At 75.5% G+C, this 19,508-nt stretch carries 16 protein-coding genes; 10 read left to right on the forward strand and 6 right to left on the reverse strand.

The features are described from left to right. The first annotated feature begins 11 nt into the window (after positions 1–11). From eccCa to ACVMYR_RS14520, 4 genes are all read left to right on the forward strand, one after another. Positions 12–3,992 carry a type VII secretion protein EccCa gene (gene eccCa / locus ACVMYR_RS14505; protein WP_457121992.1) on the forward strand — a complete coding sequence of 1,327 codons (3,981 nt, stop codon included), beginning with the start codon at positions 12–14 and terminating at the stop codon, positions 3,990–3,992. Positions 3,993–4,091: 99 nt separating this feature from the next. Further along, on the forward strand, positions 4,092–5,492 hold the full coding sequence (mycP, locus tag ACVMYR_RS14510; RefSeq protein ID WP_457121993.1) for a type VII secretion-associated serine protease mycosin: 1,401 nt from the start codon (positions 4,092–4,094) through the stop codon (positions 5,490–5,492). A 97-nt stretch (positions 5,493–5,589) separates the two neighbouring features. Next, positions 5,590–6,441: a phosphatase PAP2 family protein gene (locus ACVMYR_RS14515; RefSeq protein ID WP_457121994.1), complete on the forward strand. Its 852-nt coding sequence runs from the start codon at positions 5,590–5,592 to the stop codon at positions 6,439–6,441. Between the two features lie 30 nt (positions 6,442–6,471). Further along, entirely contained in the window at positions 6,472–7,179 is a 708-nt protein-coding gene (locus ACVMYR_RS14520) for a phosphatase PAP2 family protein (protein WP_457121995.1), read from the forward strand. Between the two features lie 102 nt (positions 7,180–7,281). Here ACVMYR_RS14520 and ACVMYR_RS14525 read toward each other — a convergent pair whose 3' ends face one another. The 6 genes from ACVMYR_RS14525 to ACVMYR_RS14550 form a co-directional block, all read right to left on the reverse strand. Further along, complete coding sequence (locus ACVMYR_RS14525; protein WP_043964968.1) at positions 7,282–8,460, reverse strand: MarP family serine protease; 1,179 nt, start codon at positions 8,458–8,460, stop codon at positions 7,282–7,284. Between the two features lie 89 nt (positions 8,461–8,549). Beyond that, the gene (locus tag ACVMYR_RS14530; RefSeq protein WP_457121996.1) at positions 8,550–9,248 is read right to left on the reverse strand and encodes an NUDIX hydrolase; all 699 of its coding nucleotides are present in this window, start codon (positions 9,246–9,248) and stop codon (positions 8,550–8,552) included. Continuing rightward, complete coding sequence (locus tag ACVMYR_RS14535) at positions 9,245–9,871, reverse strand: TlpA family protein disulfide reductase (protein ID WP_396789604.1); 627 nt, start codon at positions 9,869–9,871, stop codon at positions 9,245–9,247. Before ACVMYR_RS14535 ends, ACVMYR_RS14530 begins: the two co-directional genes overlap by 4 nt. Then, positions 9,868–10,656 (reverse strand): endonuclease III, encoded by a 789-nt coding sequence (gene nth / locus ACVMYR_RS14540; protein ID WP_457121997.1) that lies wholly within the window; start codon positions 10,654–10,656, stop codon positions 9,868–9,870. Before nth ends, ACVMYR_RS14535 begins: the two co-directional genes overlap by 4 nt. Positions 10,657–10,740: 84 nt before the next feature. Beyond that, complete coding sequence (locus ACVMYR_RS14545) at positions 10,741–11,925, reverse strand: CapA family protein (RefSeq protein WP_457121998.1); 1,185 nt, start codon at positions 11,923–11,925, stop codon at positions 10,741–10,743. Positions 11,926–11,981: 56 nt separating this feature from the next. Next, complete coding sequence (locus ACVMYR_RS14550; RefSeq protein WP_228986657.1) at positions 11,982–12,680, reverse strand: adenosylcobinamide amidohydrolase; 699 nt, start codon at positions 12,678–12,680, stop codon at positions 11,982–11,984. Positions 12,681–12,838: 158 nt separating this feature from the next. Here ACVMYR_RS14550 and ACVMYR_RS14555 point away from each other — a divergent pair, with 158 nt between their 5' ends. The 6 genes from ACVMYR_RS14555 to ACVMYR_RS14580 all read left to right on the forward strand — a co-directional run bounded on the left by ACVMYR_RS14555 (position 12,839) and on the right by ACVMYR_RS14580 (position 19,497). After that, positions 12,839–13,516: a Crp/Fnr family transcriptional regulator gene (locus tag ACVMYR_RS14555; protein WP_007073398.1), complete on the forward strand. Its 678-nt coding sequence runs from the start codon at positions 12,839–12,841 to the stop codon at positions 13,514–13,516. 84 nt (positions 13,517–13,600) lie between these two features. Beyond that, positions 13,601–14,344 (forward strand): metallophosphoesterase family protein, encoded by a 744-nt coding sequence (locus ACVMYR_RS14560; RefSeq protein ID WP_457121999.1) that lies wholly within the window; start codon positions 13,601–13,603, stop codon positions 14,342–14,344. A 389-nt stretch (positions 14,345–14,733) separates the two neighbouring features. Next, positions 14,734–15,339: a TetR/AcrR family transcriptional regulator gene (locus tag ACVMYR_RS14565; RefSeq protein WP_077938001.1), complete on the forward strand. Its 606-nt coding sequence runs from the start codon at positions 14,734–14,736 to the stop codon at positions 15,337–15,339. Between the two features lie 32 nt (positions 15,340–15,371). Continuing rightward, positions 15,372–16,217, forward strand: a complete 846-nt coding sequence (locus ACVMYR_RS14570) for a TIGR03084 family metal-binding protein (protein ID WP_396789600.1) — start codon at positions 15,372–15,374, stop codon at positions 16,215–16,217. After that, positions 16,214–17,899: an acyclic terpene utilization AtuA family protein gene (locus ACVMYR_RS14575; RefSeq protein WP_457122000.1), complete on the forward strand. Its 1,686-nt coding sequence runs from the start codon at positions 16,214–16,216 to the stop codon at positions 17,897–17,899. Before ACVMYR_RS14570 ends, ACVMYR_RS14575 begins: the two co-directional genes overlap by 4 nt. Continuing rightward, positions 17,896–19,497 carry an acyl-CoA carboxylase subunit beta gene (locus tag ACVMYR_RS14580; protein ID WP_457122001.1) on the forward strand — a complete coding sequence of 534 codons (1,602 nt, stop codon included), beginning with the start codon at positions 17,896–17,898 and terminating at the stop codon, positions 19,495–19,497. Before ACVMYR_RS14575 ends, ACVMYR_RS14580 begins: the two co-directional genes overlap by 4 nt. Positions 19,498–19,508: the final 11 nt, after the last annotated feature.

The following is a 19,508-nucleotide window of genomic DNA, read 5'->3' on the forward strand; positions in this document are numbered from 1 at the left end:
GGGGAGGCCGAGTGTCCACCGTCGTCATCAAGCGACCACCCCGGCGGCCGGCACCGGAGATCCCGGTCGGCGAGCTGCCCGTCGAGGCCCCGCCGGAGATCCCCGCCGTCACCGGCGGCCGCTGGCAGCAGGCGCTGATGTGGCTGCCCATGCTGGGCGGGTCGGTCGCGATGGCGATGATGTTCGGCCGGGGCGGCGGGGCGTACTCGTACGTGGTCGGCGGGATGTTCGGGCTCTCCTCCCTGGCCATGCTGGTCACCTCGTGGGGCAGCGCCTCCGGCACCCCGAAGAAGTCGGAGATGATGGCCGCCCGCCGGGAATACCTGCGGCACCTGGGCACGCTGCGTCGCCGGGTCCGGCAGACCGCCGAGCGGCAGCGGGCCGGGCTGCACTACCGCCACCCCGACCCGGGCCGGCTGTGGTCCACCGTCGACAGCCACCGGGTGTGGGAGCGTCGGCCCGGTGACCCGGACTTCGCCGTGGTGCGGGTGGGCGTCGGCCCGCAGACCCTGGCCACCCCGCTGGTCGGCCCGGTCACCCGCCCGCTGGAGGAGCTGGAGCCGATGACCGCCGGCGCGCTGCGGCGGTTCCTCGACGCGTACGCGGTGGTGCCCGACCTGCCGGTGGCCCTGTCGCTGCGCAGCTTCGCCCGGGTCTTCGTGCGCGGCGGGGCGTCCCGGGAGAGCGCGGAGGCGGGCATCCGCCCCGGCACCGGGTCGCCCGACGCGCAGGCGCTGGCCCGGGCGCTGCTCACCCAGCTCGCGGTGTTCCACGCCCCCGACGAGCTGCTGATCGCCGTCTGCGCCGGCCCCGAGCGGCGGGCGCTGTGGGAGTGGGTGAAGTGGCTGCCGCACGCGCACCATCCCACCCGCACCGACGCCGTCGGCCCCGTCCGGCTGGTCACCAGCTCCGCCGTCGAGCTGGAACGGCTCCTCGACGAGGTGCTGGCCAGCCGGTCCCGGTTCAGCCCGTCCGGCCCGGCGACCGACGGGCCGCACGTCGTGGTGGTGCTCGACGGCGGCGACCTCACCGGCGCGACCGACCTCGTCGGCGACGGCGGCATCGACGCGGTCACCGTGGTCGACCTGGACACCCCGCCGCCCCGGCTGCTCGACCGGTACGCCCTCCTGCTCGACCTGCGCGGCGGCCGGCTGCACTCGCACTCGGCCGACGGGCACGCCGAGGTGGGCACCCCCGACCGGCTGGCGTCCGCCGACGCCGAGGCGGTCGCCCGCCGGCTCGCCCCGCTGCGGCTCGCCACCGCCGTACGCGGGCCGGACGCCCCGGTCAACGCCGAGCTGGGCCTGCCCGAGCTGCTCGGCATCGGCGACCCGGAGGGCTTCACGGCCGAGCAGGGCTGGGCGCCCCGGTCGGCGCGCGACCGGCTGCGGGTGCCGATCGGGGTGGGTGCCGACGGCGGCGCGATCGAGCTGGACCTCAAGGAGTCCGCGCAGGACGGGATGGGCCCGCACGGGTTGCTGATCGGGGCCACCGGCTCCGGCAAGTCCGAGCTGCTGCGCACCCTGGTCCTCGGGTTGGCCGCCACGCACAGCTCCGAGCAGCTCAACTTCGTCCTGGTCGACTTCAAGGGCGGGGCCACGTTCGCCTCCTTCGACCGGCTCCCGCACACCGCCGCGGTGATCACCAACCTGGCCGACGCGCTGCCGCTGGTCGACCGGATGGTCGACGCGATCAACGGGGAGCTGATGCGCCGCCAGGAGCTGCTGCGCCGGGCCGGCAACTACGCCAGCCTGCGCGACTACGAGCGGGCGCGGGCGGCGGGCACCCCGCTGGCCCCGCTGCCGTCGCTGCTGCTGGTCTGCGACGAGTTCTCCGAGCTGCTGTCGGCCAAGCCCGACTTCATCGACCTGTTCGTGCAGATCGGCCGGCTGGGCCGGTCGCTGGGGGTGCACCTGCTGCTGGCCAGCCAGCGGCTTGAGGAGGGGCGGCTGCGCGGGCTGGACACCCACCTGTCGTACCGGATCGGTTTGCGGACCTTCTCGGCCCTGGAGTCCCGGACGGTGCTCGGGGTGCCGGACGCGCACGAGCTGCCCCGCTCGCCGGGCCACGGCTACCTGCGCTTCGGCACCGAGCCGCTGATGCGCTTCAAGGCCGCGTACGTCTCGGGGCCGCTGCGGCGGCGGGCCGGCGCGGCGGGGTCGGGCGGGCCCGGCGCGCCCCGCCTGCTGACCTTCACCACCCACGTGGTGCCGGTGCCGGAGCCGCCCACCCCGGCGCTGACGGCGACCGCCGAGGACGACGCCGGGCGGGCCAGCCTGCTCGACGTGCTGGTGGGGCGGCTGGCCGGGCAGGGCCCGCCCGCGCACCAGGTGTGGCTGCCGCCGCTGGACGCCGCGCCCACCCTCGACGAGCTGCTCGGCCCGGTCGGCGTCGACCCGGCGCGCGGGCTGACCTTCGCCAACCCGGAACTGCACGGCGCGCTCCAGGTGCCGGTGGCCGTCGTCGACAAGCCGTTCGAGCAGCGGCGGGACCTGCTCTGGCTCACCCTCGGCGGGTCGGCGGGGCACGTCGGCGTGGTCGGTGGCCCGCAGAGCGGCAGGTCGGGCCTGCTGCGCACCCTGGTGTGCGCGCTGGCGTTGACCCACACGCCCGTCGAGGCGCAGGTCTACTGCCTGGACTTCGGCGGTGGCGGGCTGGCCGCGCTGCGCGACCTGCCGCACGTGGGCGGGGTGTCCGGCCGCACCGACCAGACCGCGGTGCGGCGCACCGTCGGGGAGCTGGTCACCGTGCTGGTCGACCGGGAGCGCCGCTTCGCCGAGCTGGGGGTGGAGTCGATGGCCGCGTACCGGCAGCGACGGGCCGCCCTCGCCGCCGCCGGGCAGCCCGTCACCGACCCGTTCGGCGACGTGTTCCTGGTGGTGGACGGCTGGAACACGCTGCGCAGCGAGTACGACGACCTGGAGCCGCTGGTCACCGAGCTGGCCACCCGGGGCCTGTCGTACGGGGTGCACGTGGTGGCCACCGCGCTCCGCTGGACGGACTACCGGCCGGCGATCCGGGACCTCTTCGGCTCCCGCGTGGAGCTGCGCCTCGGCGACCCGTCGGACTCGCTGCTGGTGCGCCGCGCGGCGGCGGCGGCCGTGCCCGACAAGACGCCCGGCCGGGGCATGACCGGCGAGAGCCTGCACTTCCTCACCGCCCTGCCCCGACTGGCCGACGGCGACACGGCGACGCTGGTCAAGGCGGTCGCCGGGGCGTGGGACGGGCCGGCGGCGCCCCCGGTCCGGCTGCTCCCGCCCGTGCTGCCGTACGCGGAGCTGGACCTGGGCGCGACGGCCGGGCTGGCGCTGCCGGTGGGGATCGCCGAGGCGGACCTGCGCCCGGTGGTGCTCGACTTCGCCACCGAGCCGCACCTGCTGGTCTTCGGCGACGCCGAGTGCGGCAAGTCGTCGTTCCTGCGGGCCCTCGCGGCGACCATCGTCAGCCGGTTCACCCCGCAGCAGGCGCGGGTGATCCTGGTCGACTACCGGCGCAGCCTGCTCGGCGCGATCGAGACCGAACACCGGATCGGCTACGGCACGGCCGCCGCCCGCACCACGGAGCTGGTGGAGTCCGCCGCCGGTTACATGCAGCTGCGGCTGCCCGGCCCCGACGTCACCCCGGCGCAGCTGCGCCAGCGGTCGTGGTGGTCCGGGCCGGAGCTGTTCGTGCTGGTCGACGACTACGACCTGGTGGCCAGCGGGCCGGTCAACCCGCTGCGGGCCCTGGAGGAATACCTCCCCCAGGCGCGGGACATCGGCCTGCACCTGGTGCTGGCGCGCCGGGCCGGCGGCACCGGCCGGGGCTACGACCAGTTCCTCCAGCGGCTCAAGGAGCTGTCGACCCCGGGGCTGGTGATGGCCGGCAGTCCCGACGAGGGGCCGATCGTCGGGCAGGTCCGGCCCGGGCCGCTCCCGCCGGGGCGGGCCCGGCTGGTGACCCGGCGCGAGGGCGTACGCCTGGTGCAGCTGGCCCATCTTCCCCCGCCGTAGGGGTCCGCCCCGCCGACGACCCGGTGATCCGACCCCGGAATGGCGCGTGGCGGGGGTGGGAACCGGTAATCTCCGAGCAGCATGTGTCCGCCGCGATGAATGGCTGGGAATGTGACTGGGGTTCGGCACGGTAGGCCCGCGACGGCGCGACGGTTCACCGGCCGCGCGTTGGTGGGCACCGCCGCGCTCGCGGTGTCGCTCGTCGGCCCGGTTCCGCCGGCGGCCCTCGCCGCACCGCCCCCCACCGCGCTGCCCGGGTTCGCCCCGCTCGCCGCCCCGGTTTCCGGGTTCGCACCGCTCGCCGCGCCGGTGTCGGCGGGTTCGTCCTGGCGGGTGTCCCCCGTCGACACGCCGGCCCGGGCCGACCAGGTCCGCGACGAGCAGTGGCAGCTCGACGAGCTGCGGGCGTCGACGGCCTGGCGCACCTCGACCGGGCGCGGGGTCGTCGTCGCCGTGATCGACTCCGGGGTGGACGGTTCCCACCCGGACCTGGCCGGCCAGGTGCTGCCGGGCATCGACCTGGTCGACGACGGCGACACCGACGGGCCGGACCCGGTCGGGCACGGCACGACGGTGGCGGGCCTGATCGCCGGCCGCAACGACGACCGGCGGGGGGCGGTGGGCCTCGCCCCCGACGCGAAGATCCTCCCGGTGCGGGTCCTCGACGACGAGAACCGCTACGACGACGCGCTGATCGTCGCCAGGGGCGTCCGGTGGGCCGTCGACAACGGCGCCCGGGTGATCAACCTGTCGCTCGGCGGCAGCGGCGACAGCCCGGCCCTGGCTGCGGCGCTGGACTACGCGTTCGCCCGCGACGTGGTGGTGGTCGCCTGCACCGGCAACGTCGCCGCCTCCTCCGACACCAACGTCTGGTATCCGGCGCGGGAGCCGGGCGTGATCGCCGTCGCCGGCCTGGAACGGGCCAGCGACAACCTGTGGTCCGGGTCGATCACCGGCCGCGCCACGGTCCTCACCGCCCCGGCGACCGGCCTGGTCGGGGCCCGGCCCGGCAGCGGCTACTGGCGGGTGCAGGGCACCAGCTTCGCGTCGCCGCTGGTGGCCGCGGCCGCCGCGCTGATCCGGGCCCACTGGCCGCAGATGTCCGCCGGTGAGGTGGTCAACCGGCTGATCAGCACCGCCCGGGACATCGGGCCCACCGGCCGGGACGACCGCTTCGGGTACGGCCTGGTCGACCCGGTCGCCGCGCTCACCGCCGACGTGCCCCCGGTGGGGCGCAACCCGCTCGACGACCAGTCCTCCCCCGGCGTGGTGGGCTTCGGCCCGGCGCCCGGTGCCGAGCAGGACGCCCCGGTCGCGGGTGCCGGCGGCGACCCGCTCGGCTTCACCGCGCCCCGCCAGCACACCCGCTGGACGGCCCAGCCGGCCGGCGGCCGCGACGACACCGACCCGCACCGGCTCTGGGCCGGCGGGGCTTTCCTCGCCGCCCTGGTCACCGGGGCCGCGCTGGTGGCCCGCCGCCTGCGCCAGCGCAGCCGTTGACCGCATCCCGGCGGGGCGGTCCGGTTCCGTGCCCGGCCCACCCGATTCCCGGCCCGGCCGGTCTGATCCGGCGTCCCGCTGGGTAGGGATGCCGGGCATGAGCACGTCCGGTCAGCGCACCCACGTCCCCGCGTCGCCGTCGTGGCGGGCCCGCCGGCTCGACCCCGACCGTTCGCTGGGGCTGCGGCTCACCCTCGCCGCCACCGCCGTCTTCCTGGTCCTGGTGCCGTTCGCCCTGCTCGCCCTGCTGGTGCTGGGCTCCTGGCCGCCGCTGCACCGGCTGGACGCCTCGGTCGCGCACGACCTGCACGGGTACGCCGTCGACCACCCGGGCTGGGTGTGGTTCATGACCGTCTGGACCAACGTGTTCGGTCCCGGGCCGCTGCGGGTCGCCGTACTCGCCGTGGTGGTCTGGTTGTTCGCCCGGCGCGCGCCGCGACTGGCCTGGTGGGCGGTCACCACGATGGCGGTGGGCGGCCTGCTCGGCGCGCTGCTCAAGCTGCTGGTGGGCCGGGACCGGCCCGACCTGCTGGACCCGGTCGCCCGGGCCGCCGGATACTCGTTCCCCTCCGGGCACGCGCTGAACGCGGCCCTCGCCGCCGGGGTGCTGCTGCTGGTCTTCCTCCCGTACGCCCGGCGGCGGCCCGCCCTGCGGTGGGCGCTCTGGGTCGCCGCCGTCGTGGTGACGGTGCTGACCGGGGTGAGCCGGCTGGCGCTCGGCGTGCACTACACGAGCGACGTGGTCGGCGGCTGGCTGCTGGGCGTGGCGACGGTGGCCGCCACCACCGCCGCCTTCCGCACCTGGCGCACCCGGACCGGTCACCGGCCGGCGCGGCCCGCCACCACGGAAGGCGTCGAGCCGGAACTGGCCGACGGGGCGGAGCTGGCCGACGGGGCGGAGCTGGCCGACGGGGTGGAGCGGCCCCGCCCGGCCCGGGGGCAGGCGTAGCGGGCGGCCCGCGCGGGTACTGGGCGGGCCATGTCCGAACTGGTGGGTCAGGCAGCCAAGCGGGTGCTGCTGCCGGTGGCCCTGCTGCTCTCCGTCATGGTGCTGCTCGGCGTCCTCGTCACCCGGGTCTTCGCGCACACCTGGCCGCTCACGGTGGAGGACGCGGTCAACCGCGAGCTGGCCGCCGACCGGACCGCCGGCTGGAACAACGTGTCGCTGGTGTTCAGCACGCTGGCCAGCACCCAGCTGATCGTGCTGGTCACCGCGATCGTGGCGGTGGTCCTGCGGCTGGTGCTGCACCGCTGGCGGGAGCCGCTGTTCCTGTGCGCGGCGGTCACCGCCCAAGCGCTGGTGTTCCTGCTGACCACGATGGCCATCGACCGCCGCCGCCCGGCGGTCGAGCACATGGACGTCTCCCCGCCGACGTCCAGCTTCCCGTCCGGGCACACGTCGGCCGCCGTGGCGCTCTACGTCGGCATCGCGGTGCTGCTGGCGCTGCGGGCGCGGAGCACCCCGGCGAAAGTCGCCTGGTGGGCGCTGCTCGTCCTGGTGCCGGTCGGTGTCGCCCTGACCCGGATGTACCGGGGCATGCACCACCCGAGCGACGTGCTGGCGTCGTTCCTCAACGGCGGCACCTGCGTGGTGATCATGGCGCGGGCGGTGCTGGACCGGGGCGTGCGGTGGGGCCGGGAGAAGCTGCCCACGGTCGGCCGGCCGGCCCGGGTCCCGACGGCCTGAGCCGGGTGACCGGGTCGGGTCCCGACCGCCTGAGCCGGACGGCCGGCCCGGGTCCCGACCGCCGGAGCCGGAGGGCCGCCACGGCGGCCGCGTTCCTGTGGCTCAGGTGCACTCGCCGGTGCCGACCGGGCGGGTCCGCTCGGCACCGGCCAGGGCGACCGGGCGGGCCTCGGCCGCCGTCACCGCGAAGCCGGTGTTCGGGTCGTCCGCCGCCGCCGCGAAGATCACCCCGAGCACCAGGCCGTTCGAGGAGAGCAGCGGCCCGCCCGAGTTGCCGCTGCGCACCAGCGCCCGGATCGTGTAGATCTCCCGGGTCACGTCGCCGGAGGAGTAGATGTCCGGGCCGGTGATCCGGTCGACGTCCCGGATCCGCGCCGACTGGGCGTTGTACGGCCCGTCGAGCGGGAAGCCCAGCACGATCGCGTCCGCCCCGCTGCCCGCGTTGCCGGCGGCGAACCGCAGGGACGGGCCGGGCAGCCCCGGCACCCGCAGCACGGCCAGGTCCCGGTCCGGGTCGTAGACGACGACCTCCCCGTCGTACCGGTCGCCGTTCAACTCGACCGCCACCGACCGGGTGCCGGCCACCACGTGCGCGTTGGTCATCACCCGGTCGTCGGCGTACACGAAGCCGGAGCCCTCGATGCGGCGCGCGCAGCTCGGCGCGGAGCCCAGCACCTTGACCACCGCACGCCGACCGTCGGCCACCACCTGGGAGCCGGCGAGCGCCGGGTCGGGCGGCTCGACCTGCCGGGCCCGGGTGGGCGCGAGATCGCCGAAGACGTCCGGGAAGCCGTTGGTGTCGACGGTGTCCCGCAGCGCGGTGGACAGCTCCTGCGCCTGGTCCGGCAGGACCCGGTCCACGACGGTGAGCAGCGCGCTGTTGCGCACCGAGGAGGCCAGCCAGGGCAGCGAGGACGAGCCCAGCGGCACGGCCACCAGCCAGGCGACCAGCATGACGGCGAAGAGCGAGACGACCGCCCCGCCGATGTCGTCGGCCCGCTTGGCGATGTCGCTGGTGATGGTCTGGCGCAGGTGCGAGCCGAGCCAACCGGCCAGCGCCTGCCCCACCACGGCCAGCCCGAACACGGCGACGAGGGAGATCAGCACCCGGGTGCCGCTGTCGGTGAACTGGCGGGCCAGCAACGGGCCGACCTGTAGACCGATGAGCGCGCCCAGGAAGAACCCGGAGAACGACAGCACCCCGATGACGAAGCCCTGACGGTATCCGCTGATCGCGAACACGAGCATGAGCAGGAGCAGAACGAGATCCACGGCGGACACGCCCCAAGGGTACGGGCAGCGGGCCCGCCGGGTGCCCACCGCTCGCGGAACGTGACGGTCCGGTCAGCGTCCCGCCGCCGCGCCGGCGGTCAGGCGAGCGGTCCGGCCATCTCGTCGGCGGCGTCGGTGCCGGCGGAGGGTGCCGGGGCGGCCCCGGCCGGCGGCAGGTCGACGACCCGGTCGTCCGGCCAGGGGCGGGCCCACCCGCCCATCTCCAGCAGGGCGGCGAGCACCCCGGCCGTGAACCCCCAGACCAGCATGCCGCGCACCGAGAAGGCCGGGCCGATCCAGCCGCTCGGGTGGCGGACCCGCAGCCGGTTCTCGGGGGCGACCAGCTCGGCGACCGGCAGCCGGGCGACGTGCGCGACCTCGGCCGGCTCCCGGGGGTGCACCGGGTGCGGCCGGTGCCACCAACCGAGCACGGGCGTCACCACGAAGTCGCTGACCGGGATCCACAGCCTCGGCAGCTCGGCGAGGACGGTGACGCTGGCCGGGTCGAGGTCGACCTCCTCGTTGGCCTCGCGCAGGGCGGTGGCGGCGGAGTCGGCGTCGCCCGGGTCGGCCGCCCCGCCGGGGAACGCCGGCTGCCCGGCGTGGTTGCGCAGGGTGGCGGCGCGTTGCAGGACCAGCACGTCCGGGCCCGCCCCGGGCTCCTCGCCGAGGAGCACCAGCACGGCGCTCTCCCGCCCGCCGCTGGCCGGGGTGACGATCCGGGTGAAGTCCTCGGCGCGGGCGGAGCCGAGCCGGGACAGCAGGGGCTGCATCCAGGGCGGCGGCGTACGGCTCACGCCGGCACCACCACGCCGAGGTGTTCGCGGACCAGCGCGGCGAGCCGGGCGTCGTCCAGCGCGCCGGAGGTGTCGACGTGCCGGATGCGGCCGTCCGCGCCGACGAGCACGGTCAGCGGGACCGCGTTGCGGTTGAGCGCCCGGCGCAGGCTCTCGCCCTGGTCGAACAGGACGGGGAAGCGCACGCCGAAGTCCTCGCCGATCGACTGGGCGGCGTCCCGGCTGTCGCGGGTGTTCACCCCGATCACCTGGAGCCTGCCGTCCGCGCGCTCGCTGAGTCGCTGGAACGCGGGCAGTTCCTTGCGGCAGGGCGGGCACCAGGACGCCCACAGGTTGACCACGGCCGGCCCGCGCACGGCCCGCAGGGCGACGAGGTCGCCGCCGGTGAAACAGGGCAGGGTCAGCTCGGGCAGCTCCGGCCCGCCGGACCCGGCGGGGGTGGGCGCGGCCGAGGGGGGCGGCACGGTCAGGGTCGCGCAGGCGGCGAACGGCGACGGCCGGGTGTTCCGCCGGGGCTCGGCCGTCTTCTCCTCGGCCGGGGTCGCCGTGCAGGCGGCGGCGAGCAGCGCGAACGGCAGGAGCAGGGCGACCAGCGAACGCCGGGCGGTGGAGCGGTGCGTCACGGCGCCTCCGCGGCGACCGCCTGCTGCGGCACCAGCTCCGGGTCGACGCCCGCCGCGACGGCCAGGTCCCGCGCCCGGGGGCCCTTGAGCAGCTTCGCGGCCGGCGCGGGCTCCGTCGGCCCCGTCCCGTACGACGGGCAGAGCTTCACCAGCGTGCACGCGCCGCAGGCCGGCTTCTTGGCGTGGCAGACCCGCCGGCCGTGGAAGATGATCCGGTGCGACAGCATCGTCCAGTCGCGCTTCGGGAACATCGCGCCGATCGCGTGCTCGATCTTCACCGGGTCGGTCTCGGCGGTCAGCCGCCAGCGGTGCACCAGCCGCTGGAAGTGCGTGTCGACGGTGATGCCGGGGACGCCGAAGGCGTTGCCGAGGATGACGTTGGCGGTCTTGCGGCCCATCCCGGGCAGCGTCACCAGGTCGTCGAGCTTGCCGGGGACCTGCCCGTCGTACCGCTCGACGAGGGCCTGACCCAGCCGGATCAGCGAGTTGGTCTTGTTGCGGTAGAAGCCGGTGGGCCGGATCAGCTCCTCCAGCTCGGCCCGGTCCGCCCCGGCGTAGTCGGCGGCCGTCGGGTAGCGGGTGAACAGCTTCGGGGTGACCTCGTTGACCTTCTTGTCCGTGCACTGGGCGGACAGGATGGTGGCGACGGCCAGCTCCAGCGGATTGGTGTGGTCCAGCTCGCAGTGGGCGTCGGGGTGCGTCCGGGTGAGCACCCGGTGGATCTTCCGGGCGCGACGCGTGCGGCCGAGGTCGGTCTCGTTGGCTGCGGGGGGACTGGTGGTCACGACGGAAAGACTACGTCGACCCGGTGACGGCCCGCCGCGCCACGCGGCCCGGCCGCGCCCGGCGACCGGTGGCCGGCCGCCGGCTCACGGCTCGGTGATCCGGCCCTCGTCGTCGAGGCGGGCGCCGCTCTTCGGGAAGTCCAGCCGGCTCAGCTCCCGGACCAGGCCGAGGCCCCGGTCGTCCGGGTCCATGGTCGGCTTGCCGATCGAGTTCATGTACGTCGAGGTGAACGAGCCGCCGGCGAAGCTGCCGTCCGGCTTCAGCGACACCTTGAGCACGCCGCCCCAGCCGAGCCGGCCGTTGTTGCTCAGCGAGTTGCCGCCGCCGGCGAAGTTGCCGAGGCTGTAGGCGATCAGCCGGCCCTCGTAGAACTCCATGCCGCGCAGCACGTGCGGGCCGTGGCCGACGACCAGGTCCGCCCCCGCGTCGACCATCGCGTGGGAGAACTTGATCGGGTCGCCCCGGTTCTCGCCGAGGAACATCTCGGTGCCCGGGCGCACCCGGGTCTTGTCCGCGCCCTCGCCGCCCATGTGCACCTGCACGACGACGAGGTCGGCCATGGTGGCCGCCTTCTTGATCACCGCGCTGGCGGCGTCGATGTCGACCAGGCTGTTGGACCAGACGTACGACGAGAAGCCCGCGACGGCGATCTTGACGCCCTCGACCTCGACCACGGTGATCTGGTCGGGCGCCCCGGTGTGCGCCAGGTCGTACTTCTCCAGCGCGGCCTGGGTGTTGCGGTAGCCCTTGGGGCCGTAGTCGTAGCCGTGGTTGTTCGCCTGGTTGAGCAGCTCGAACCCGCCGTCGCGCAGGTGCGCGGCGTACTCCGGCGGGGCGCGGAACTGGAAGCAGCGGGTCGAGTTGGCCCCGCACTTGCCGGTGCCGGTGTCGACGGTGAGCGGCTCCTCCAGGTTGCCCATCACCAGGTCGGCCGCGAGCGCTTTCTGCACCGAGTCGAAGAAACCCTTGCCGCCGTTCGGCGGGAGCCGGTTCGGCGCGTTGCCCATGATGATGTCGCCGGTGGCCGAGAGCGACACGCTCTCGACCTTGCCCTCAGGGGTGTCGCCGGAGGGGGCCGGGGAGGCGGTGCCGGTCGCGCCGGCCCGGGTGCCGGGCTGCCAGGTGGGCGCGTCGGTCGTCTCGGCGCAGCCGGCGGCGAGCAGCGTGCCGAGCAGCACGCCGAGGGCGAGCGCCACGCGGCGGCGCGGGCGGGCGGCACCGGCGCGGGGCAGGCGGGGACGGGGGCCGGGGCGGGCGGGAGAATACATCGCCCGCGACGCTACCGGGCGGGATACGCGGTGACGATGGCCGATCGGCCGAAAAATCAGGCCGTGCGCCGTTCGGACCAGGGGACCACGGTCCCGGCCCCGCCGACGAGCACGGCGGCGTGCACCGCGCGGGCCAGCGGGGCGCCCCACGCGGATCGGGGCCCGCCGTAGGCGGACGGCTCCCCGTCGGCCGGGCAGAGCACGGTGACGGCGTCGGTGGGGGTGCCGGTGGCCACGAGCCCCAGCTCCCGGATCGCCTGCGCCTTCGCCTCGGTCGCGGTCGCCACCGCGTTGACCAGGGCCGCGTCGCCGAGCCGGGCGGGCACCTCGACCACGATGTTGACCGTGCCGACCCGGTGGGCGGGCGCGGCGCACCGGGCCGGGGCGGGCGCGGGCGTGCCGACGGCGGGGTCGGGCGCGGCGGCCTGGACGGGGGTGCCCAGCCCGACGGTCGCCCAGACCCGCACCCCGGAGTCGGCGCGGGCGACCACCTCGGCGACGTCAACGCCGGTCAGGAGGCCGACGCCGGGCCCGTCGAGGCCGAGCTGGTCGGCCAGTTCGGCCAGGTGGTCGGCCGGGTCGTCCCGGTGGTACGACATGGGCACGGTCGCGTTGACCACCCAGTGCCGTACGCCGATCCCACCGCCGAGTGGCGCGGAGCTGACGGTCAGTAACGGCCGGTCGGCGCGCCACACGAGCAGCGGGACGTCCCGGCCGTCCTCGTGGCGGCTGGTCAGGGTCGGCTCGGTCAGCACGCCGCCGACCCTACGTCCCGGGCGCGGCGAGGGGGACCAGGGGTTTCCCAGGGGTGCGGCTCTGATTACCGCTCACGTGCGCCTAGACTGGCCTCGCGCGAGGGATCAGCGGACGGCGGCCCGGCCGAGAAGACGGCACGCGCAGGCGGAGGTGCGCGATGGACGAGGTACTGGCTCGCAGCGGGATCTTCCAGGGAGTCGACCCGGAGGCTGCCGAGGCGCTCGCCAAGGAGATGGAGACGATCGAGGTCCGCAAGGGCGAGGTCGTGTTCAACGAGGGCGAGCCCGGCGACAGTCTCTACATCCTGCTGTCCGGCAAGATCAAGGTCGGTCGCCGGGCGGCGGACGGCCGGCAGAACCTGATCGCCGTGATGGGCCCGTCGGACATGGTCGGCGAGCTGTCGCTGTTCGACCCCGGCCCCCGCACGGCGACGGCCACCGCGGTTACCGACACCCGCCTCGTGCGCCTGCGCAAGCAGGCCCTGCGCCCGTGGCTCAACAACCGGCCCGAGATCGCCGAGCAGCTGCTGCGGGTGCTGGCCCGCAGGCTGCGCCGGACGAACGACTCGCTGGCCGACCTGATCTTCACCGACGTGCCGGGGCGGGTCGCGAAGAACCTGCTGCAGATGGCCGGGCGGTTCGGCACCCGCGACGGCGGCGTGCTGCGGGTGACCCACGACCTGACCCAGGAGGAGATCGCCCAGCTCGTCGGCGCCTCCCGGGAGACCGTCAACAAGGCGCTCGCCGACTTCGCCTCGCGCGGCTGGCTGCGGCTCGACGGCAAGAGCATCATCATCCTCGACCCGGAGCGCCTGGCCCGCCGCGCCCGCGTCTGAGTCATCCGCCGTCCGCCCCGGCGGGCGTTCTGCCCGGCGGAGAATCCCTGGACGGGCCGGCGGGCCGGGGCGCACCGTGACGGGATGCTGGAACGGGTCGCTGTCCTCTCCGACGTCCACGGCGCGCTGCCCCCGCTGGAGGCGGTCCTGGCCGAGCCGGACGTGGCCACCGCCGACCTGATCGTGCTCACCGGCGACATCGCCGCCGGCCCGCAGCCCGTCGAGGTGCTGGACCTGCTTGCCGGGCTCGGCGACCGGGTCCGCTGGGTGGGCGGCAACGCCGACCGGGAACTGGTCGAGGCGCGGGCCGGGCGGCCGTCCCCGATCGAGGTGTCGAACTGGGCCGCGGGGCAGCTCCGCGACGACCAGGTCGCCCGGCTGGCGGCGCTTCCGACGGCGGTGACGCTGCCGGTCGCGGGGCTGGGCGAGGTGCTGTTCTGCCACGCCACGCCCCGCGACGACGAGGAGGTCGTCCTCGTGGACTCCCGGCTGTCCCGCTGGGCCGAGGTCCTCGCCGACGTGCCGGCCGAGGTCCGGACCGTGGTCTGCGGGCACACCCACATGCCGTTCGCCCGGCTGGTCGACCGGCGCCTGGTGGTCAACGCGGGCAGCGTCGGCATGCCGTACGGCGGGCCGGGGGCGGACTGGGCGCTGCTCGGGCCGGGGGTGCAGCTGCGGCGCACCGCGTTCGACGTCGACGCGGCGTGCGCGCGGGTGGCGGCGGAGTCCGGCTTCCCCGACGCGGCCGGCTGGGCGGACGAGTACCTGCGTTCCCGGCACAGCGACGCCGAGGCGCTGGCCGTCTTCGGCCCCCGCGACGGCCGCTGACCCGACCCCGCGGTTGTCGCTGACCCGCCCCTGTGGCTGGCACTGACCCGACCCCGCGACGGCACCCCGCCGGTCCCGCCCGGGACGGCATCCGCGCGGCACGCTAGGGAGCTGAGTCGTCTACGACATCGCCCGGCGCCCGATCGGTGAGTCGTCTGCGACATCAGCTCCCTAGCGGGCGCGGACCACATCAGCCCCCTGGCGGGCGCGGACCACATCAGCTCCCTAGCAGGCGCGGACTACATCAGCCCTCTTGCGGGCGCTGACCACATCAGCCCCCTGACGCGCGGACGACACCCGCCACGCGCGCACCCCCGACCAGCGGGCCCCATCCGACGCACAAAAAAGTCAGGCTTGACTGTTTGTTTTGGCGGCGGCACGCTGACCGGGTGACCGCCACACCGACCCGTGTCCCGCAGCAGGAGCGCAGCCGCGCCACCCGGGCCCGGCTGCTGGAGGCGACCGTCGAGTGTCTCGTCGAGCACGGCTGGTCCGGCACGACCACCACGGTCGTCGCGACCCGGGCCGGGGTGTCCCGGGGTGCGCAGCTGCACCACTACCCCACGAAGGCCGCTCTGGTCACCGCCGCCGTCGCGCACCTGGCCCAGCGCCGGGCCGACGAGCTGCGCACCGAGGCCGAGGCGCTGCCCGCCGGGCCGCAACGGCTCGACCGGGTGATCGACCTCCTCGGCGCGGCGTTCACCGGCCCGCTCTTCGTGGCCGCTCTCGAACTCTGGGTCGCCGCCCGCACCGACGCCGAGCTGCGCACCGCCCTGGTCCCCCTCGAACGGCAGGTCGGCCGGGAGATGCACCGGCTGACCGTGGCCCTGCTCGGCGTCGACGAGCGTCGCCCCGGCGTCCGCGAGGCCGTGCAGGCCACCCTCGACCTGCTGCGCGGGCTCGGGGTGGCCAACCTGCTCAACGACGACTCGGCCCGCCGCGCTGCCCTGCTCACCACCTGGAAGCGCCAGCTCGCCACCCTGCTCACCCCCTGACCGGCCCGCCCGGCCGGCCCCCTGGAGGCACGATGGTCGACCGCACGGAACTGCGCACGGACCTGGCCGACGAGTCCGCGCAGCTGGACGCCCTGGTCGCCGCCCTGCCCCCGGGCGACTGGGCGCGGCCCACCCCGGCCCCCGGCTGGACGGTCGCCCACCAGATCGCCCACCTGGCCTGGACCGACCACGTCGCCCTGCTCGCGGCCACCGACCCCGACGCGTTCGTCGCCTCGGTGACCTCCGCCCCCGACCCGGCCCGCCTGGTCGACGCCGGCGCGGAGGAGTTCCTGGCCCCGCCGGCCGAGCTGCTGGCGCGCTGGCGGGCGGGCCGATCCGCGCTCGCCGACGCGCTCGCCGATGTCCCGACCGGTGAGCAACTGCCCTGGTACGGCACCCGCATGTCGGCCGCCTCCATGACCACCGCCCGGCTCATGGAGACCTGGGCGCACGGCGAGGACGTGGCCGACGCGCTGGGCGTCACCCGCGCCCCGACCGCCCGGCTCCGGCACGTCGTACACCTCGGTTTCCGTACCCTCGGGCACGGGTTCGCGGCCCACGGCCGCGCGGTCCCGACGGCGCCGGTGCGGGTGGAGGTCACCGCGCCCGGCGGCGGCGTCTGGGCCCACGGCCCGGCGGACGCCGCCGACCGGGTCACCGGCCCGGCCCTGGACCTCTGCCTGCTGGTCACCCAGCGCCGGCACCGCGCCGACCTCGACCTGGTGGCCACCGGCCCGGTCGCCGACGCGTGGCTCGACGTGGCGCAGGCGTTCGCCGGCCCGCCCGGGCCCGGCCGCGGGCCGGCGGGCGCCCGGACCGGGGCGGCACGGCCCGGAACGACCGGCCCGGGGGCGGCCCGACGCGGGGTGGCCGCGTGAGCGCGCCGCTGCGGGTCGGCAACGCGTCCGGCTTCTACGGCGACCGGGCCACCGCGTGGCGGGAGATGCTCGACGGCGGCGAGCTGGACGTGCTGACCGGCGACTACCTGGCCGAGCTGACCATGCTGATCCTCGGCCGGGACCGGCTGCGCGACCCCGCCCTGGGGTATGCGAAGACGTTCCTGCGTCAGCTCGAGGGGTGCCTCGGCACGGCGCTGGAACGCGGGGTGCGGATCGTGACCAACGCCGGCGGGTTGAATCCGGCCGGGTTGGCCGCCGCGATCGGGTCGCTCGCCGACCGGCTCGGCCTCACCGCCCGCATCGGGTACGTCGAGGGCGACGCCCTGCCCCGCCCCGACGCGCTGACCGCGAACGCGTACCTGGGTGCCTTCGGGATCGCCGCCTGCCTCGACGCCGGGGCGGACGTCGTGGTGACCGGCCGGGTCACCGACGCCTCCCTGGCGGTCGGGCCGGCCATCGCCCGGTACGGCTGGGGGCGCGGCGACCTCGACGCGCTGGCCGGGGCGACCGTGGCCGGGCACCTCATCGAGTGCGGGGCGCAGGTCACCGGCGGCAACTTCAGCTTCTTCACCGAGCTGCCCGACGGCGGGCACCGCCCCGGCTTCCCGATCGTCGAGATCCACCCGGACGGCTCCTCGGTCGTCACGAAGCACCCGGGCACGGGCGGCGCGGTCACCCCGGAGACGGTCACCGCGCAGCTGCTGTACGAGGTGGGCGGCCCCGACTACCTGGGCCCGGACGTGGTGACCCGGCTGGACACGGTCGAGCTGACCGCCGACGGGCCGGACCGGGTGCGCGTCACCGGGGTCCGGGGCACGCCCCCGCCGCCCACCCTCAAGGTGGGGGTGAACAACCTCGGCGGGTTCCGCAACTCGATGACGTTCGTCCTGTGCGGGCTGGACATCCCGGCGAAGGCGGCCCTGGTCCGGGGCCAGCTGGAGGCGGCGGTCGGCCCGGCGGGGCTGGAGTTCACCCTGGCCCGCACCGACCACCCGGACGCGAGCGACACGGAGGCGGCGAGCGCGCTGCTGCACGTACACCTGCGGGACGGCGACAAGGCGCGGGCCGGGCGGGCGTTCTCGGCCGCCGCCGTCGAGCTGGCGCTGGCCTCCTACCCGGGCTGCACGCTGACCACGCTGCCCGGCGACGCCACCCCGTACGGGGTGTTCACCGCCGACGCCGTGCCGCAGGACGCGGTGGAGCACGTGGCCGTCCTGCCGTCGGGCGAGCGGGTGCCGATCGCTCCCCCGCCGGTGACGTGTTTGCAGGGGCCCCCTGTACAACAGAATGCGTTAACAGGGGGCCCTTCCTTGCACCCGCAGCGCACGCGGCGGGGGGCGCTGGGTGAGGTGGTGGGGGCGCGCTCCGGCGACAAGGGCGGCGACGCGAACCTGGGCGTCTGGGCGCGTACCGACGCGACCTGGGCGTGGCTGCGCCACTGGCTGACCGTCGAGCGGCTGGCCGAGCTGCTGCCGGAGACCGGCCCGCTGACCGTCGAGCGGCACGAGCTGCCGAACCTGCGCGCCGTGAACTTCGTGATCCGGGGGCTGCTCGGGCAGGGCGTGGCCGCGTCGACCCGGTTCGACCCGCAGGCGAAGGCGCTGGGCGAGCTGCTGCGCTCCCGCGTCGTCGACCTGCCGACGGAGGAGATGGGGCTGTGACCACACTGGACAGTTCGCTCGACCCTTCCGCGCCGGCCGTCCGGGCCAACCGGGAGGCCCTGCTGGAGCGGCTCGCCGAGCTGGACGCGGCCCTCGATCAGGCTCGCGCGGGCGGCGGGGCGAAGTACGCGGCCCGGCACCACCAGCGCGGCAAGCTGCTGCCCCGGGAGCGGATCGAGCTGCTGCTCGACCCGGACAGCCCGTTCCTGGAGCTGTCGCCGGTCGCCGCGTACGGGACGGACTTTCCCGTCGGGGCCAGCGTGGTCACCGGGATCGGCGTCGTCGAGGGCGTGGAGTGCCTGGTCGTCGCCAACGACCCGACGGTACGCGGCGGCGCGGTCAACCCGTGGTCGCTCGCGAAGACCCGGCGGGCCGGGGAGATCGCCCTGGCCAACCGGCTGCCGATGGTCAACCTGGTGGAGAGCGCCGGGGCGGACCTGCCCACCCAGGCGGAGATCTTCATCCCGGGCGGGCGGGTGTTCCGCGACCTGACCCGGCTCTCGGCCGAGGGCATCCCCACGGTCAGCGTGGTGTTCGGCAACGCCACGGCCGGCGGCGCGTACGTGCCCGGGATGTCCGACCACGTGATCATGATCCGGGACCGGTCGCAGGTCTACCTGGCCGGGCCGCCGCTGGTGAAGATGGCGACGGGCGAGGTCACCGACGACGAGTCCCTCGGCGGCGCGGCCATGCACGCCACCAGGTCGGGCCTGGCCGACTTTCTCGCGGAGGACGAGCGGGACGGCATCCGGCTGGCCCGGCAGTGCGTCCGCCGGCTCAACCGGCGCAAGCAGGGCCCGCCGCCGCGCACCGCGTTCCCCGCCCCGCCGAAGTACGACCCGGAGGAGCTGCTCGGCGTCGTCAGCGCCGACCTGAAGGTGCCGTTCGACCCACGCGAGGTCCTGGCCCGGGTGCTCGACGGCAGCGAGTTCGACGAGTTCAAACCCGCGTACGGGACGGCGCTGGTCACGGGGTGGGGCGAGCTGCACGGCTACCCGGTCGGGGTGCTCGCCAACGCCCGGGGCGTGCTGTTCAGCGAGGAGGCGCAGAAGGCGGCCCAGTTCATCCAGCTCGCCAACGCGGCCGACACCCCGCTGGTCTTCCTGCAGAACACCACCGGCTACATGGTCGGCACGGAGTACGAGCAGCGGGGCATCATCAAGCACGGCGCGCTGATGATCAACGCCGTGTCGAACTCGAAGGTGCCGCACCTGACGGTCAACCTGGGCGCGTCGTACGGGGCCGGCAACTACGGCATGTGCGGGCGGGCGTACGAGCCCCGGTTCCTGTTCACCTGGCCGAACGCGAAGTCGGCGGTGATGGGGCCGGCGCAGTTGGCCGGCGTGCTGTCGATCGTGGCCCGGCAGGCCGCCGCCGCCCGGGGGCAGGAGTTCGACGAGGACTCCGACGCCGCCATGCGGATGATGGTCGAGCAGCAGATCGAGTCGCAGTCGGGGGCGCTGTTCCTCTCGGGCCGGCTCTACGACGACGGGGTGATCGACCCCCGGGACACGCGTACCGTCCTCGGGCTCTGCCTGTCGGCGATCCACAGTGGACCGGTCAAGGGTGCCGACGGCTTCGGCGTCTTCCGGATGTAGGGGGCTGCTTT

The organism is Micromonospora sp. PTRAS2 (assembly GCF_054052245.1).

What these genes read in the sequence shown, in the direction of transcription:
- ACVMYR_RS14555 (WP_007073398.1), top strand. Translation starts at nt 12,839, where the DNA reads ATGGACGAGGTACTGGCTCGCAGCGGGATCTTCCAGGGAGTCGACCCG.
- ACVMYR_RS14515 (WP_457121994.1), top strand. Translation starts at nt 5,590, where the DNA reads ATGAGCACGTCCGGTCAGCGCACCCACGTCCCCGCGTCGCCGTCGTGG.
- mycP (WP_457121993.1), top strand. Translation starts at nt 4,092, where the DNA reads ATGGCTGGGAATGTGACTGGGGTTCGGCACGGTAGGCCCGCGACGGCG.
- ACVMYR_RS14545 (WP_457121998.1), bottom strand. Translation starts at nt 11,925, where the DNA reads ATGTATTCTCCCGCCCGCCCCGGCCCCCGTCCCCGCCTGCCCCGCGCC.
- ACVMYR_RS14520 (WP_457121995.1), top strand. Translation starts at nt 6,472, where the DNA reads ATGTCCGAACTGGTGGGTCAGGCAGCCAAGCGGGTGCTGCTGCCGGTG.
- ACVMYR_RS14560 (WP_457121999.1), top strand. Translation starts at nt 13,601, where the DNA reads ATGCTGGAACGGGTCGCTGTCCTCTCCGACGTCCACGGCGCGCTGCCC.
- ACVMYR_RS14570 (WP_396789600.1), top strand. Translation starts at nt 15,372, where the DNA reads ATGGTCGACCGCACGGAACTGCGCACGGACCTGGCCGACGAGTCCGCG.